Origin of the sequence: Kitasatospora sp. NPDC002227, assembly GCF_040296285.1 — a bacterium.
GTDB lineage: Bacteria > Actinomycetota > Actinomycetes > Streptomycetales > Streptomycetaceae > Kitasatospora.
Map to the genome: position 1 here is coordinate 197,196 of NZ_JBEOWY010000001.1, position 15,033 is coordinate 212,228.

At 75.1% G+C, this 15,033-nt stretch carries 12 protein-coding genes and 1 riboswitch; of the genes, 8 read left to right on the plus strand and 4 right to left on the minus strand.

The window, feature by feature from the left end; genetic code table 11:
- Nucleotides 1–55: 55 nt before the first annotated feature.
- A riboswitch (SAM riboswitch) is annotated at nt 56–198 on the minus strand.
- A 24-nt stretch (nt 199–222) separates the two neighbouring features.
- The gene (locus ABT095_RS00880; protein WP_350527075.1) at nt 223–2,544 is read right to left on the minus strand and encodes an ATP-binding protein; all 2,322 of its coding nucleotides are present in this window, start codon (nt 2,542–2,544) and stop codon (nt 223–225) included.
- Nucleotides 2,545–2,704: 160 nt separating this feature from the next.
- Between ABT095_RS00880 and ABT095_RS00885 the strand changes: the two genes are divergently transcribed.
- Entirely contained in the window at nt 2,705–5,392 is a 2,688-nt protein-coding gene (locus ABT095_RS00885) for a SpoIIE family protein phosphatase (RefSeq protein ID WP_350527076.1), read from the plus strand.
- Between the two features lie 25 nt (nt 5,393–5,417).
- Here ABT095_RS00885 and ABT095_RS00890 read toward each other — a convergent pair whose 3' ends face one another.
- A complete protein-coding gene (locus ABT095_RS00890; RefSeq protein ID WP_350527077.1) occupies nt 5,418–5,615 on the minus strand; it encodes a hypothetical protein in 198 nt (65 codons plus the stop codon).
- A gap of 199 nt (nt 5,616–5,814) precedes the next feature.
- Between ABT095_RS00890 and ABT095_RS00895 the strand changes: the two genes are divergently transcribed.
- Together ABT095_RS00895 and ABT095_RS00900 are read left to right on the plus strand one after the other, a co-directional pair.
- On the plus strand, nt 5,815–6,453 hold the full coding sequence (locus ABT095_RS00895; RefSeq protein ID WP_350527078.1) for an ATP-dependent Clp protease proteolytic subunit: 639 nt from the start codon (nt 5,815–5,817) through the stop codon (nt 6,451–6,453).
- A 1-nt stretch (nt 6,454) separates the two neighbouring features.
- Nucleotides 6,455–7,051, plus strand: a complete 597-nt coding sequence (locus ABT095_RS00900) for a ClpP family protease (RefSeq protein ID WP_350527079.1) — start codon at nt 6,455–6,457, stop codon at nt 7,049–7,051.
- A 46-nt stretch (nt 7,052–7,097) separates the two neighbouring features.
- Here ABT095_RS00900 and ABT095_RS00905 read toward each other — a convergent pair whose 3' ends face one another.
- A complete protein-coding gene (locus ABT095_RS00905; protein WP_350527080.1) occupies nt 7,098–7,472 on the minus strand; it encodes a helix-turn-helix domain-containing protein in 375 nt (124 codons plus the stop codon).
- A gap of 217 nt (nt 7,473–7,689) precedes the next feature.
- Here ABT095_RS00905 and ABT095_RS00910 point away from each other — a divergent pair, with 217 nt between their 5' ends.
- The 4 genes from ABT095_RS00910 (at nt 7,690) to pqqE (ending at nt 11,581) form a co-directional block, all read left to right on the plus strand.
- Nucleotides 7,690–9,246, plus strand: coding sequence for an outer membrane protein assembly factor BamB family protein (locus tag ABT095_RS00910; RefSeq protein ID WP_350527081.1), 1,557 nt, complete (start codon nt 7,690–7,692; stop codon nt 9,244–9,246).
- A gap of 111 nt (nt 9,247–9,357) precedes the next feature.
- Nucleotides 9,358–9,501: a pyrroloquinoline quinone precursor peptide PqqA gene (gene pqqA / locus ABT095_RS00915; protein WP_350527082.1), complete on the plus strand. Its 144-nt coding sequence runs from the start codon at nt 9,358–9,360 to the stop codon at nt 9,499–9,501.
- Complete coding sequence (gene pqqC / locus ABT095_RS00920) at nt 9,498–10,187, plus strand: pyrroloquinoline-quinone synthase PqqC (RefSeq protein WP_350527083.1); 690 nt, start codon at nt 9,498–9,500, stop codon at nt 10,185–10,187. Before pqqA ends, pqqC begins: the two co-directional genes overlap by 4 nt.
- A complete protein-coding gene (pqqE, locus tag ABT095_RS00925) occupies nt 10,184–11,581 on the plus strand; it encodes a pyrroloquinoline quinone biosynthesis protein PqqE (RefSeq protein WP_350527084.1) in 1,398 nt (465 codons plus the stop codon). The genes pqqC and pqqE overlap by 4 nt, the downstream gene beginning before the upstream one ends.
- A gap of 21 nt (nt 11,582–11,602) precedes the next feature.
- Here pqqE and ABT095_RS00930 read toward each other — a convergent pair whose 3' ends face one another.
- Nucleotides 11,603–13,708, minus strand: a complete 2,106-nt coding sequence (locus tag ABT095_RS00930) for an alpha-galactosidase (protein ID WP_350527085.1) — start codon at nt 13,706–13,708, stop codon at nt 11,603–11,605.
- A gap of 105 nt (nt 13,709–13,813) precedes the next feature.
- Here ABT095_RS00930 and ABT095_RS00935 point away from each other — a divergent pair, with 105 nt between their 5' ends.
- Nucleotides 13,814–14,974: an ROK family protein gene (locus ABT095_RS00935; protein WP_350527086.1), complete on the plus strand. Its 1,161-nt coding sequence runs from the start codon at nt 13,814–13,816 to the stop codon at nt 14,972–14,974.
- Nucleotides 14,975–15,033: the final 59 nt, after the last annotated feature.

The window sequence follows — 15,033 nt, forward strand, 5'->3', positions numbered from 1 at the left end:
GAAGGGCCGGGGCGGGAAGCGCCCGGGCGAAGGACAGCACAGAGAGCACCGTGTCTCCTCATCTTTCCCGCGCCACGTTGGCGACAGGCCGGAGTTGGCACTGCCCCCGCACGGTCTGGCGCGTACTTCGCACGCCGAGCCGGACGGGGAGTTGCCGGGGCTTCGTAGGGCCGGTCCCTCCACCCCTCTGGATGATTCGCGGGCAACGATACAAGATCCGGGTCAGTCCTCGGGCCCGGGGTCGCGCTCCTGCCCGGCGACCCAGGCGGCGATCTGGGTACGGGAGCTGAATCCGAGTTTGCGCAGGATGTGGTCGACGTGTGTCTCGGCGGTGCGCGGCGAGACCACCAGCCGGGCCGCGATGTCCTTGTTGGAGAGGCCCTCGGCCAGCAGCGCGGCGATCTGCCGCTCCCTGGGGGTCAGCGAGGCCGCGGCGGCGTCGGGCGGCCGGCCCGTCGGCCCGCGCTGCTCCAGCGCCTGCTCGACCGCCCGCCGGGCCGGCAGCCGCCGCCCCTGCCGGAGCGCGTCCTCGTACCGGTCCGCTCCGAGGGCCGCCCGGGTCTCGGCGGTGTGCTGCGCGTGCGCGGCGGCCACCGGGCGGTACCCGTCCGGGCCCGCGTCCATCCGCTCCCAGCCGGCGGCGGCCGCGCCGAACAGCACGGCGGCCCGGGCGTGCCGCCCCTGCCGGGTGCTCACCCAGGCCAGCAGCTCGAGGGTGAAGGCCGTGCCGAGCTCGCTGCGCAGCCGGCCGTGGACCGCGAGCGCCTCCTTGGCGGCCGCCTCCGCCCGCGCCAGGTCGTGGCCGAGCTCCAGGAAGGCGAGCGCCCACAGCGCCCAGGACCGCCAGTACACCTCCCCCAGGCCCTCGGCCAGCGCGAGCGCCTCCTCCAGGTGGGCCAGGCCCGGCTCCCGGGAGCCCTGCAGCCCCTCCGCCAGGCCCAGCACGGTGAGCGCGGACAGCTCTCCGCCCGGGCGCCCGGCCCGGAACCCGGCCAGTGCCGTCTCCAGCAGCGGCTGCGCCCGGTCGGGTTCCCCGGCGAACAGCGCCGCCATGCCGCGCACCTGCGCGGCGTACGCCGCCCGGCCCGCCCCGCCGACCACCTCGAGCAGCTCCTGGGCCTCGGCCAGCAGCGGGGCGGCGGCCCCGGCCTCTCCCTGCAGCAGCGCGTACCAGGCGCTCAGGCACAGGCCCGAGACCCGCTCGCGGCTCGGCTCGGGCGCCGCCGCCAGCGCCTGGCCGAGCCAGTAGCGCGCCTCGGTGTTGATCCCCCGGACGGTCCAGAACTCGTCGATGCCGGTGGCGATCCGCAGCGCCACCACGGCCTCGCCCGCCCGGCCGAGGCAGTACCCCAGCGCGGCCCGGAGGTTGGCGTGCTCCAGCTCCAGCCGCTCCAGCCAGGCCTCCTGGGCCGGCCCGATCCACTCCGCCGCGAACCGGCCGACCAGCGCGGCGTAGCAGTCCCGGTGCCGGGCCCGGACGGCCTGCTCCTCCCCGCCGCCCGCGAGCAGCTCCTGGCCGTACTCGCGCAGCGTCTCCAGCATCCGGTACCGGACACTGCCCCGGTGCTCCTCCCGGATCAGCACCGACTTGTCGACCAGCGAGCGGACCAGCTCCGGGACGTCCTCGGCCGCCACCCCGTCGCCCCCGCCGACGGCCTCCGCCGCCGCCAGGTCGAAGCCGCCGGCGAACACCGAGGCCCTGGCCCAGAGCAGTTGCTCGGGCCGGGAGCACAGCTCGTGGCTCCAGTCGATCAGCGCCCGCAGGGTGCGCTGGCGGCCGGGCGCGCTGCGCGGGCCGGTGGTGAGCAGCCGGTAGCGCTCGTCGAGCCGCTGTGCCAGCTCGCCCGGCGAGAGCGCCCGCAGCCAGACCGCCGCGAGTTCGATGGCCAGCGGGATGCCCTCGAGCTCGCGGCAGAGCCGGGCCAGCACCTCGGGCGGCACGCTCTCCGGGTCGAAGCCCGGCAGCGCCGCCCGGGCCCGCTCGGTGAACAGCACCACCGAGTCGTAGCGGGCGAGTTCGGCCCGGCCCGGCTCCCCCTCGGGCACCGGCAGCGGCGGCACCAGGAGCACCGTCTCGCCGTAGCCGCCGAGCGACTGGCGGCTGGTGGCGAGCACGGTGAGGCCGGGGCAGGCGCGCAGCAGCCTGGCCACGAAGGCGGCACACTCCTCCACCAGGTGCTCGCAGTTGTCGAGCACGAGCAGCGTGGTGCGCGGGGCGAGGTGGTCGATCAGCAGCTCGGCGGGGGGCCGGGCGCTCTCGGCGTGCAGGCCGAGCGCCTCCGCGGCGGTGTGGGCGAGCAGCGAGGCGTCGCCGAGGTCGGCGAGCTCGACCAGCCAGGTGCCGTCGGGGTAGCTCCGCCGGGCGGTCTCGGCCACCCGCAGCGCCAACCTGGTCTTGCCGACCCCGCCGGGGCCGGTGAGGGTGAGCAGCCGGGTGGTGGGGAGCAGCCGACGTGCCTCGGTGATCTCCTGCCGACGGCCGACGAAGCTGGTCAGGTCGGCCGGGAGATTCCCGGCCCGGCCCGGGCCCTCCGCTGCGGTCACCCGGGTTCACCCCCGATGATCATCAAACCGGGACGATCCCGACATTCTGAGAATACGTAGTCGAATACGTATTTTCCCCGTACCGGCCACCGGGCCCGCCCCGCCATGGTGGATTCCGTCGGCTGCTCACGCGCAGTGGTCGAGAACGGGGATTGCTCCCATGGTCCTGCTCAAGTCGCCTCCGCCCCCGGCCCCGCCCGGCCCGCCGGCCCGGATCCCGGCCCCCGCCCGGGCCTCCCGGACGGCCGGACGGCCAGGGCGCAGCGGTGCCCGGGGGCTGCTGACCGTCCGCAGCCTGGCCGGCCGGGCGCTGCTGATCGAGCTGGCGATCATGCTGCTGCTCGTGACGGCCGCGCTGACCGCGATGGTGCTGCAGGCCCGGTCGAGCACGGTCAGTGACGCGCGCCGGGTGACCAGGGGGGTGGCGGAGTCCTTCGCGCACTCCCCCGGGCTGATCCCCGCGCTGGACAGCGCCGTCCCCTCGGCGGTGCTGCAGCCGGAGGCCGAGGCCGTCCGGCAGGCCACCGGGGTGGACTCGGTGGTGGTGCTCAACACCGCCTCCGTCCAGCTCACCTCCCCCTACCCCGCCTACGTCGGCCACCCGTACCAGCCGCCGGCCTACGTGCTCTCCGAGGTGCTGCCCCAGCTGAGGGCCGGGCACACCGTCACCTTCGACCTGGACGAGCCGGGTTTCCGCTCGATCGTGACGGCGGTGCCTGTGTTCACCCCGGACGGCACCCCCAAGGGCGTGGTCGCGGTCAACATCACCGTCGGCCGGGTCAATTCGCTGGTCGGCTCGCACCTGCCGGTGCTGCTCGGCGGGGCGGCGGCCGCCGTGGCGCTGGCCGCCGTGGTCACCGTGCTGGCCAGCCGCCGCCTGCTGCGCCAGACCAGGGGGCTCGGCCCCCGCGAGCTGGCCCGGATGTACGAGCACCACGACGCGGTGCTGCACGCCGTCCGCGAGGGTGTGCTGATCATCGGCGAGGACGCCACCGTGATCCTCGCCAACGACGAGGCCCGGCGGCTGCTCGGCCTGCCGGAGGACGCCGAGCAGCGGCCGGTCGGCGAGCTGGGGCTCGACCCGCAGACCGTCGCGCTGCTGATCTCCGCCGAGGCCGTCACCGACGGCATCCACCGGGCCGGCGACCGGCTGCTGGCGGTCAACAAGCGCCCGACCGCCCCGTACGGCGGCCGGCCCGGCACGGTGCTCACCCTGCGGGACTCGACCGAGCTGCACGAGCTCACCAGCCGGGTAGAGGACGCCGGGCGGCGCCGCCAGCTGCTCTACGAGGCCGGCCTGCGGATCGGCCGCAGCCTCGACATGAACCGCACCTGCGAGGAGCTGGCCGATGTCGCGGCCGGGCGCTTCGCCGACGTGGTCGCGGTCGACCTGGTCGCGGGCGTCACCCTGGGCGAGGAGCCGGAGCCGGGCCCGCAGGTGCTGCGCCGGACCGTGCTGCGCGGGGTGCACGGCGCCGTCGCCAGCGGCAGCTTCACCCCGGCCAAGGGCTCGCCGCAGGCCCGTGCCCTGGAGTCCGGGCGCGCCGTGCTGACCGGCGGCGGGCCGGCCGGGCGGCGGGCCTCGGCGCTGGTGGCGCCCTTGCGGGTGCACGGCCGGGTGCTCGGCCTGGTCGAGTTCCGCCGCCGGCCGGCCGGCGCCCAGTTCGACGCCGACGACCTGCTGCTCGCCGAGGAGATGGCGGCCCGCGCCGCCGTCTCGATCGACAACGCCCGCCGCTACGCCCGCGAGCACGGCACCGCCGCCGCCCTGCAGCGCAGCCTGCTGCCGCAGGTCGTGCCCGAGCAGACCGCCCTGGAGGTGGCGTACCGGTACCAGCCGGCCAGTGCCGGGGTGGGCGGCGACTGGTTCGACGTGATCAGCCTGCCGGGCCTGCGCACCGCGCTGGTGGTGGGCGACGTGGTCGGCCACGGCATCAACGCCGCCGTGGCGATGGGGCGGCTGCGCACCGCCATCCGCACCTTCGCGGCCCTCGACCTGCCGCCGGACGAAGTGCTCGAGCGGCTGGACGAGCTGGTCTCGCAGACCGACGAGGAGTGCGACGCCTTCAAGATCACCGGCTCGACCTGCGCGTACGCGGTCTACGACCCGGTCACCGGGATCTGCACCATCGCCCGGGCCGGGCACCTCGGCCCGGCGCTGGTCCACCCCGACGGCACGGTCGAGTACCCCGGGACGGCGCTGGCGCCCCCGCTCGGCGTGGGCGGCCACCCGTTCGGCACCACCGAGCTGAAGATCGAGGAGGGCTCCCGTCTGGTGCTCTTCACCGACGGCCTGGTGGAGTCCCGCGGCCGGGACATCGACCAGGGCCTGGACCAGCTGGCCGCCGTCCTCGCCGACGGCGGCCACCGCTCCCCGGAGGAGACCTGCCAGGCCGTGGCCCGGACGGCCCAGGTCGCCCGCGCCACCGACGACGTGGCCCTGCTGGTCGCCCGGACGGGGCGGCTGGCGCCCGACCAGGTGGCCGAGTGGGACGTCCGGGTGGACCCGTCGGCGGTGGCCGAAGTCCGCTCCGCCGCCGCCCGCCGCCTCGCCGAGTGGGGGCTGGACGACATCGTCTTCACCACCGAGCTGATCCTCAGCGAGCTGGTCACCAACGCCATCCGCTACGGCGCCTCGCCGGTGCGGGTCCGGCTGCTGCGCGACACCAGCCTGATCTGCGAAGTGTCCGACGGCAGCAGCACCGCCCCGCACCTGCGCTGGGCCGCCACCACCGACGAGGGCGGCCGCGGCCTCTTCCTGGTCGCCCAGCTCGCCCACCGCTGGGGCACCCGCTACACCCCGGACGGCAAGGTCATCTGGTGCGAGCAGCCGCTGACCGAGGACTGAATCACTGGCGGGCAGGCAGGGAGCCTCACCCGCCCCGTACCTCGCACAGCTCGACGTGGCCGTTGCGCAGCGAGCTGCGGTGGCCGTCGCCGAACTCGAGCCGCAGGCTGCGGTCCGCGCGGACCTCCACCACGTACGCGTCCTCGGCCGCGCCGTAGGAGCAGTCGCGGAACACCGTGACGCGGTCACCCGCGTGGAACTCCCAGGTCTTCGAAGTGATCACCGCACCCACCTCCCTGTCTCGCCTCCACCCTCCGGCGGCCCGTGTCCCGGCCGCGAGGGGCCGATGTCCCCTCCGTGCCCCGGCCCGGCGCCCGGCTCTGCCCGTGGCGAATCTGCGGCGGGCAGAGAAATCCCCCACCCGGCCGCGGGCGGGCCGAGAGTGGGGCCGACGACAGCTTCGCCTCGACCAGGAGGACCGGATGACTCCACGCACCTTGCTCCCGCCCCGGGCGGAGGACGGCGACACGCCGCCCAGCCGCTTCGACGACCACCTCGCGGCGCAGCTGCTCGCGCAGCGGATCGTGCTGCTCGGCACCCAGGTTGACGAGGTGTCGGCCAACCGGGTCTGCGCCCAGCTGCTGCTGCTCTCGGCGGAGGACCCGCGCTCCGACATCAGCCTGTACATCAACAGCCCGGGCGGCTCGGTCACGGCGGGGCTGGCCGTCTACGACACCATGCGGCTGATCCCGAACGACGTCTCGACGCTGGCGATGGGCTTCGCGGCCAGCATGGGCCAGTTCCTGCTCACCGTGGGGGCGCCCGGCAAGCGGTTCGCGCTGCCGAACGCGCGGATCATGATGCACCAGCCCTCGGCGGGCATCGGCGGCACCACCGCGGACATCGAGATCCAGGCGGCGAACCTGGAGTTCACCAAGAAGGCCATCGAGCGGATCACCGCCGAGCACACCGGCCAGACCGAGGAGACGATCGCCCGGGACGGCGACCGCGACCGCTGGTTCACGGCCGAACAGGCCAGGGAGTACGGCTTGGTGGACCACGTGGTGGAGTCGCTCGCCGACATCCGCCCGGCCGCCCCGCGTCGGCGGATGGGGCTCTGACATGGGGTCGTACACCGTTCCCTACGTGATCGAGCGGACGGCGCAGGGCGAGCGCTCGTACGACGTGTTCAGCCGGCTGCTGAACGAGCGGATCGTCTTCCTGGGCACCGAGATCGACGACGGGGTGGCCAACGTGGTCATCGCCCAGCTGCTGCACCTGGAGTCGGAGAGCCCCGAGCGCGAGATCGCCATCTACCTCAACTCGCCCGGCGGCTCGTTCACCTCGCTGATGGCCATCTACGACACGATGACCTTCGTACAGGCGCCGATCTCCACCTTCTGCGTCGGCCAGGCGGCCTCGACGGCGGCCGTGCTGCTGGCCGGCGGCGATCCGGGGCGGCGGTTCATGCTCCGGCACTCGCGGGTGCTGCTCGGCCAGCCGGCCAGCGGCGGCCGGCAGGGGACGGTCTCCGACCTGAGCCTGGCGGCCAAGGAGATGATCCGGATCCGCTCGCAGGTGGAGGAGGTGCTGGCCCGGCACACCCGGCAGGACCCGGCCAAGCTGCGCGCCGACCTGGACCGGGACAAGGTGCTCACCGCGGAGGAGGCCGTCGCCTACGGACTGGCCGACGAGGTGCTGAGCCGGCGGACCGTCTGACCCGCCGTTCGGCCGGTACGGCTCCCCCGTACCGGCCGACGCCCGGTCAGGCCGCCAGGCAGAGGCAGTCGAAGCGGCCCGAGGAGGCGGCGCGGCCGCGGGAGTGCCGCACCAGCTCGCGCTGCGCCAGCGAGAGCAGGTCGCCCAGGCCGAGCCCGAGCGCCTGCGCGGCGGCTGCGAGCACCTCGGAGGAGGCCTCCTTGCGGCCGCGCTCCAGCTCCGACAGGTACGGCATCGAGATCCGGGCCGCCTCCGCGACGTCCTTCAACGTCCGCTCCTGGGCGAGCCGCTCACGCCGCAGCACATCACCGACCAGGTCACGCCAGAGCGGCTCGCGCCGCGCGGGCGCCGGGTCGGCGGGTGGCGCCGCCTTCGGGCGCAGGGGGATGACACGGGCTTGGTCGGACGTCTGGGTGCTCACCCCTTCAGCCTAAGGATGCCGGTCTCCCTGGGAAGGCCGTGGCGTTCTGCCCTGGGTGAAGTTCTGCTAAGGGCAGAGCCGTCCGGGCGGCCGAGTCCCCCCTGGGCGTGAACGGCCCGGGCAGCGGGCCTATCCGCGGGTGCCGGGCGGCCGGGCGCGTTCCCAGAATGGCGCCACGTGCTCGTTCGTACCCATTCGACTCGCAAGGGCGCCCCCCATGACCCACTCGCTCCGGCGCAGCGGCGGCCTGCTGCTCGCCGCCCTCGCGCTGCTGGCCCCGGCCGCGGCCGCGCGCGCCGACAACCCGACCGTCTCGGGCGACTCCGCCCGCACGGCCTGGGACCAGGCCGAACCGGACCTGGCACCGGCCGAGGTCTCGGCCGCCGACTTCGGCCGGCGCTGGTCCACCGCCGTCGACGGCGCGGTGTTCGCCCAGCCGCTGGTGGTCGGCTCCACCGTCGTGGTGGTCACCCAGACCAACCACGTCTACGGCGTCAGCGCCGCCGACGGCCACCTCCTCTGGCAGCGCGCGCTCGGCACCCCGGTCGCCTCCTCCAGCGACTGCCTCTCCCCCGGCACCGGGATCATCTCGACCCCCGTGTACGACCCCGTGACCGGCGCCGTCTACCTGGTGGCCAAGTCGAGCGAGGGCGGCGCGCACTTCTCCGTCCACGCGCTCGACACCGCCACCGGCACCGAGCGCGCCGGCTGGCCGGTGGCGGTCCAGGGCGATCCGGTGAACAGCCCCGGAGTCCCGCTCGATCCGGGCACCGCCGCCCAGCGCTCCGGGCTGCTGCTGCTCGACGGCGCCGTCTACTTCGGCTTCGCCTCGGACTGCGGCATCGGCACCTACGTCGGGAGCGTGGCGGGGGTGAACACCACCAGCGGCAAGCTGACCCTTTGGTCCACCGAATCCGGCTCCCGCTCCCAGAACGGCGGCGTCTGGATGAGCGGCGGCGGGCTGGTCTCGGACGGGCCCGGGCGGATCTTCATCGCGACCGGCAACGGCGCGGGCGACGGCTCCTCACCGGCCAAGGGGCCGGGCAGCAGCCCGAAGGGGCACTTCGCCGACTCGGTGGTGCGCCTGGGCGTGGGCTCCGACGGCAGCCTGAGCCCGCAGGACTTCTTCAGCCCGAGCAACGACCGCCAGCTCGACCACAGCGACCTCGACCTGGGCTCCGGCGGCCCGGCCGCCCTCCCGGCCGCCTTCGGCACGCCCGCCCACCCGCACCTGCTGGTGCAGGCCGGCAAGGACGGCCGGATCTTCCTGCTCGACCGGGACAACCTGGGCGGCATGGGCCAGGGCCCGAACGGCACCGACGCCGTGCTCGGCACCACCGGCCCGTACAAGGGTGTCTGGGGCCACCCCGGGGTCTGGGGCGGCGACGGCGGCTACGTCTACCAGGTCGAGCGCGACGGCTCGTTGCGGGCGCTCAAGTACTCGGTGGGCCCCTCCGGCCTGCCGCAGCTGACCAGCGCGGGCACCAGCGCCGAGGGCTTCGGCTACGCCTCGGGCTCGCCGGTGGTCACCTCCGACGGCACCACCAGCGGCTCCGCCCTGGTCTGGGTGATCTACTCCGGCACCGGCCCCGGCGGGCAGAACGGCGAGCTGCGGGTCTACGACGCCGTGCCGGTCGGCGGCGCCGTCAAGCTGCGCCGCAGCTTCCCGCTCGGCACCGTGAGCAGGTTCTCCGTCCCGGCCACCGACGGCGGCCGGGTGTACGTCGGCACCAAGGACGGCCACCTGCTCGCCTTCGGCCGGGCGAGCTCCTGAGCCCTCACCCGTTCGGGCGCCCCGCTCGGAGGGGCGCCCGCCGCCGGCAGCTCGTAGCGTCCTGAGCCACGGGGCCCCGTCCCCGCCGCCCGCACTCCCAGGAGGTAACCCGTGAACACCGCCCCCGCTCCCGCCACCCCGCCCGCCCCCGCACCGGCGCCGCCCCCGGCGAGGCCCGCCTGGTCGGCCCCCGTGGTGGAGTGCCACCGCACCGGCGCCGAGGTCACCGCCTACGCGTCGCGGACCACCAGGTGACCCTGCCCCTGACCCGGGACAGCTTCGCGGCCGGCCTGTACGGGCTGCGCGAGCGGTACTGGGACACCCACCCGTTCCACCTGCGTCTGCACTCCGGCGGCTGCACGCCGCCGGAGCTGCGGCGCTGGGTGGCCAACCGCTGGTACTACCAGCTCTGTCTGACCCGCAAGAACGCCGCCATCATCGCCAACTGCCCGCTGCCGGAGGTCCGGCGCGAGTGGGCCGCCCGCCTCGCCCAGCAGGACGGTGCGGCCGACGGCCAGGGCGGGCTGGCCGACTGGCTGGTGCTCGCCGAGGCGGTCGGCCTTGGCCGGGCCGAGGTCACCGACCTGCGGCACGTCGCCCGCGGGGTGCGCTTCGCCGTCGACGGCTACCTGCACTTCTGCCAGACCCGCCCGTGGACGGAGGGCGTCGCGGCCGCCCTCACCGAGCTGTTCTCCCCCGAGCACATGGCCGAGCGGGTCACCGCCTGGCGCACGCACTACGACTGGATCGCCCCGGCCGGGTACGCCTACTTCGAGCACCGCATCCCGGCCGCCCGCCAGGACAGCGCCCGGACCCTGGAGCTCGTCCTGGACCACTGCACCAGCGCCGCCCAGCAGCAGGCCGCCCTGGCCGCGCTGGCCTTCAAGTGCGAGGTGCTGCGCGCCGTGCTGGACGCTGTCGACTACGGCGCCGACCGGTGAGGCCGGGGCTGCGGCGCGGCGTCCGGCTGGTCGAGGACCAGGTACGTGGTCAGGCCGCACTCCTCTACCCCGAGGGCGTGCTGCTGCTCGGCGACACCGCCGCCGCCGTGCTCCGCCACTGCGACGGGCGCCGCGACGCCGCCGAGATCACCGCGCGGCTCGGCGCCGAGTACGAAGGCGTGGACCCCGCCGAAGTCACGCTACTGCTCGCCGACTTGGCGGATCGCCGCCTGCTCGCCCTGGACGGCACCGGCACCCCGACCACCGCCCGGCTCCTCACCGGCAGCCCCGGGCGCGGCACCCCCACGCCGCTCGGGCTCGTCGCCGAACTGACCCACCGCTGCCCGCTGCAGTGCACCTACTGCGCCAACCCGCTGGAACTGACGGACAAGCAGAGCGAGTTGACCACCGACCAGTGGTGCGAGCTGCTCGACCAGGCCCGGGCCCTCGGCATCCTGCAGCTCCACCTCACCGGCGGCGAGCCGCTGCTGCGCCCCGACCTCGCCGAACTCGTCGCCCACGCCCACCGCCTGGGCCTCTACACCAACCTCATCACCAGCGGCCTGCCGCTGGACGCCCGCCGCACGGCCGAGCTCGCCGCAGCGGGCCTGGACCACGTCCAGCTCTCCCTGCAGGACGCGGACCGGCTCGGCGCGGACACCGTCGCCGGACTGCCCGCGCACGGGCGCAAACTCGCCGCGGCCGAACTGCTCACCGCCGCCGGCCTGCCGCTCACCGTCAACGCCGTACTGCACCGCGGCAACCTGGCCCGGCTCGGCGCTCTCGCCGACCTCGCGGTGGCGCTGGGCGCCGACCGGGTCGAGCTGGCGCACGCGCAGTACTACGGCTGGGCCTGGCACAACCGCGCCCACCTCGCCCCGACCGAGGAGCAACTCCACCAGGCCGAGCAGGACTTGGCCACCGCCCGGGCCCGCCACGGCGACCGGATCGAGATCGCCTACGTCCCCGCCGATCTGCACGGCGGCACCGTCAAGCCCTGCATGGACGGCTGGGGCCGGCGGCAGCTGGTGCTCACCCCCGACGGCACCGCCTCCCCCTGCCTCGCCGCCGCCACCCTGCCGGGCCCGCCGCTGCCCGGCGCGCTGACCGAGCGCCTGGACGCGATCTGGTACGACTCCCCCGCCTTCAACCGCTACCGGGGCACCGACTGGATGCCCGAGCCCTGCCACGGCTGCGAGTTGCGCGAGGTGGACCACGGCGGCTGCCGCTGCCAGGCCTTCCTGCTCACCGGCGACCCGGGCGCCACCGACCCGGCCTGCCGCCTCTCCCCGCACCACCACCTGCTCGCCGCCCCCGCCGCGACCGGCCCCCTCGCACCCCGACGGCTGCGCCGGACGGAACCCCGTCCGGTGACCGGTGCGGGTCCGGCGTGACCACGGCGAGCCGCCTGCTCATCACGCCCCCTCCTGCCGGACCAGCCGGATCAGCGTGCTGGCGTAGTCACCGGCGGGCAGCCGCAGGTCGATGCCCCGGTGCCTGAGGGTGGCACCGCTGTGGACCTCGCCGGTCTCCCGGTCGCGGTAGCGGGCCCCGAGGTCCAGGGCGGGCAGCCGCAGCGGGGCGGGCCCGTGGCCGAAGCGGGTGGCCGGCCGCCAGGCGAGCACGGCGTGCTCGCCGCCGTCGGCGGCCGCGTAGTGGACGGCGGTGGTGCCGTCGCCGCCGTCCAGGCGGTACTGCTCGCCGCGCTGGACCAGAGGGCGGATCTCCTTGTAGCGGGCGACCAGTTCGGCGGCCTCCTTGAGCTCCGCCTCCGTCCAGCGGGTCAGGTCGCCGCCGAGGCCGAGCGCCCCCGCCATCGCGACGTGGAAGCGGAACCGCAGCGGGGTGCTCCGGCCGGTGGCGCCGTTGGGGCTGTCGGTGACCCAGGCGGCCATGGCCCGGGCGGGGAACAGCTGACTGTAGCCGTGCTGGATGCCGATCCGGTCGACGGGGTCGGTGTTGTCGGAGGTCCAGGCCTGGTCGGTGCGGGCCAGAACGGCCAGGTCGACCCGGCCGCCGCCCCCGGCGCAGGCCTCGATCCGCAGGCCGGGGTGGTCCGCGCGCAGCTGGTCCATGATCCGGTGGACGGCGCGGACGTGATCGGTCCAGACCCGGTCCGGGTCGGGGTGTCCGGGCCAACCCGCCTCGGTGAAGGGGCGGTTGGCGTCCCACTTGAGCCAGTCCACGGCGTTCTCGGTGACCAGTTCGTCGAGGGTGCGGTGCACCCAGGCCGCCACCTCGGGGCGGGCGAGGTTGAGCACCAGCTGGTGGCGCAGTTCGGTGGCCTCGCGGGCGGGGGCGTGCAGCACCCAGTCGGGGTGGGCGCGGTGGAGGTCGCTGTCGCGGTTGACCATCTCCGGCTCCACCCAGAGGCCGAACTCCATGCCCAGGCAGTGCACTTCGTCGGCCAGCGGGCGCAGCCCCGCCGGGAAGGCGTCGGAGCGGGGGCGCCAGTCACCGAGCCCGGCGCGCTCGCCCGTGCGGGCGCCGAACCAGCCGTCGTCGAGCACGAAGAGTTCGGCGCCGAGGCAGGCCGCCAGCTGGGCCAGCCGCATCTGGCCGGCCTGGTCGACCGCGAAGCCGGTGGCCTCCCAGGAGTTGTAGAGCACCGGCTGGCTCCGCTCGGGCGCGGGCAGGACGGCCGAGCGGACGTACGCGTGCCAGGCGCGGCTGGCCCCGCCGAAGCCGCCGCGGCTGTACAGCCCGGCGAAGACGGGCGTGTGCAGCGTCTCACCGGGCCGCAGCGCCCAGGCCAGGCCCTCGTGGCCGAAGCCGCCCGTCCAGGTGGTGCGGCCGACCGGGTCCCGGTGCACGGTGATGCGCCAACTGCCGCTCCAGGCCAGCGCCGTGCTCCATACCTCGCCGTGCTCCTCGCTCGCGCTGCCGTCGTCCACCGCGAGCCAGGGGCTCGCGTGGTGACCGGTCAGCCCCCGGCGGCTGGTGAGGGTGGTCTCGGCGACCGGCAGGCGGTCGCGCTGCAGCTGGAACTCGCTGTTCCAGCCGCCGGTCAGGTGGCTGAGCCGGTAGTCGGCGAGCCGCGGCACCGTCCAGGCGGCGGAGTCGAGGCGGGTGACGGTGACCGGGCCGTCCGCCGGGGTGCCGGTGTGGGTGAGCTCGGTCCAGCGCTCGATCACGTCGCTCGAGGGCCGGATCCGGTAGCAGAGCTCGGCGGCCAGCGGATAGTGACGGTCCGTCAGTCGCAGGCGCAGCTCGTGGCCGTCGATGCGATGCCCGGCGAAGTGCCACTGGGCACCCGCGGTGCCGTCCGCGAAACGCACCTGGAGCCCGGCCGGGCCGTACCGGGGGCCGGTCTGCGGGGCGAGTTCGTCGGCGGCGGCGTCGGCCTCGAAGCTGCTGTCGGCGGGCGAGCGGGGGTGCGGCAGGGCGTCGAGGTCGAGCTCGGCGCCCCAGTGCAGGTGGCGGGGGCTGCCGTCGGCGCCGATGCGGACGGCGTAGACGCCGCCCGGGGTGCGCAGGAGGGCGACCCCTCGGTCAGGGTCGAAGGAGATGGCGGAGGGCACGGTGGCTCCCGGAGTCGCTGGCACGGAAGTGACCCGAGAGTAGGGCGAGTTGAGGACCCAAATCAATACTGGACGAAGTTATTTATTTGCCGGTAGCTTGCAGCCGTGTTCCCGAACCATGCCCAACCTCTGGTCACCGCACCGGCCGAGACCTCGGTGCTCGCCCTCCTGCTGGCCGAGGGCCCGCTGAGCCGGGTCGAACTCGCCCGCCGCACCGGCCTGTCCTCGACGGCGGTCACCAAGGCCGCCCGCCCGCTGATCGAGGACGGCTACCTGCACGAACTCCCGCCCGAGCGCACGGCCCCCGGCGCCGGACGGCCCGTCAACCCGCTCGCGGTGACGGCCGACCGGGAGTACTTCGCCGGGGTCAAGATCAGCGCCGACGCGCTCTTCGGCACCGTCTGCGACCTGCGGGCCGGCCTGCGCACCACCGCCGAGCGCCGCCTCGGCGCGGACCGGGGGCCGGCCGCCGTGCTCGCCCTGCTGCACGGGCTGGTGGACGAAATCCTTGACAGCGCACCGGAGTTCCGGGAGCGTACCCGCCACCTCGGCATCGCGGTCTCCGGCGACGTGGACCGCGCCGCCGGCCGGGTCCGCTACTCGGTGCTCCCGGGCTGGCAGGACGTGCCGGTGGCCGAGCCGGTGGCGCGGGCGACCGGCCTGAGGGTCACCGTGGAGAACGACGTCAAGGCGCTCACCGTCACCGAGCACTGGTTCGGCGAGGGCATCGGCACCGAGTACTTCGCGCTGGTCACCATCGGCGCGGGCATCGGCTCCGGCCTGGTCGTGGGCGGCCAGCTGGTGGCGGGTGCTTACGGCGTGGCCGGTGAGCTGGGCCACCTCAGCATCGACCCGGCCGGGCCGCGCTGCCACTGCGGCCAGACCGGCTGCGTCGAGGCCATCGCCTCCAGCGACGCCATCCGCGACTCGGTCCGCCGGGCCACCGGCGCTCCGGAGCTCGACTTCGACGGCGCCGTGCAGCTCGCCCGCGGCGGCGACCCCGCCGCCCGCGCGGCCTTCGCCCGGGCCGGGCAGGCGATCGGCACCGGGATCGCCATCCTGGTCAACCTGCTCGGCCCCGAGCGCGTCGTCGTCACCGGCGAAGGGCTCGACACCTACGACCTGTTCGGCCTGCACATCAGGGAGGCCTATGCGGCCAACTGCTTCAAGGCCGCCGCCAAGTGCCCGCTGACCCTGCGTCCGCTCCCGTGGGAGGAGTGGGCCAGAGGGGCCGCCGTCCTGGGCATCCAGGCGCTCTTCCCCTGACCGTACCGAACGACCGTACCGAACGACCGCAGTGAGCGACCGTACCGAACGACCGCAGT

Coding starts and splice junctions, on each gene's coding strand:
- ABT095_RS00885 (WP_350527076.1), top strand. CDS start 2,705: ATGGTCCTGCTCAAGTCGCCTCCGCCCCCGGCCCCGCCCGGCCCGCCG.
- ABT095_RS00895 (WP_350527078.1), top strand. CDS start 5,815: ATGACTCCACGCACCTTGCTCCCGCCCCGGGCGGAGGACGGCGACACG.
- ABT095_RS00900 (WP_350527079.1), top strand. CDS start 6,455: ATGGGGTCGTACACCGTTCCCTACGTGATCGAGCGGACGGCGCAGGGC.
- ABT095_RS00910 (WP_350527081.1), top strand. CDS start 7,690: ATGACCCACTCGCTCCGGCGCAGCGGCGGCCTGCTGCTCGCCGCCCTC.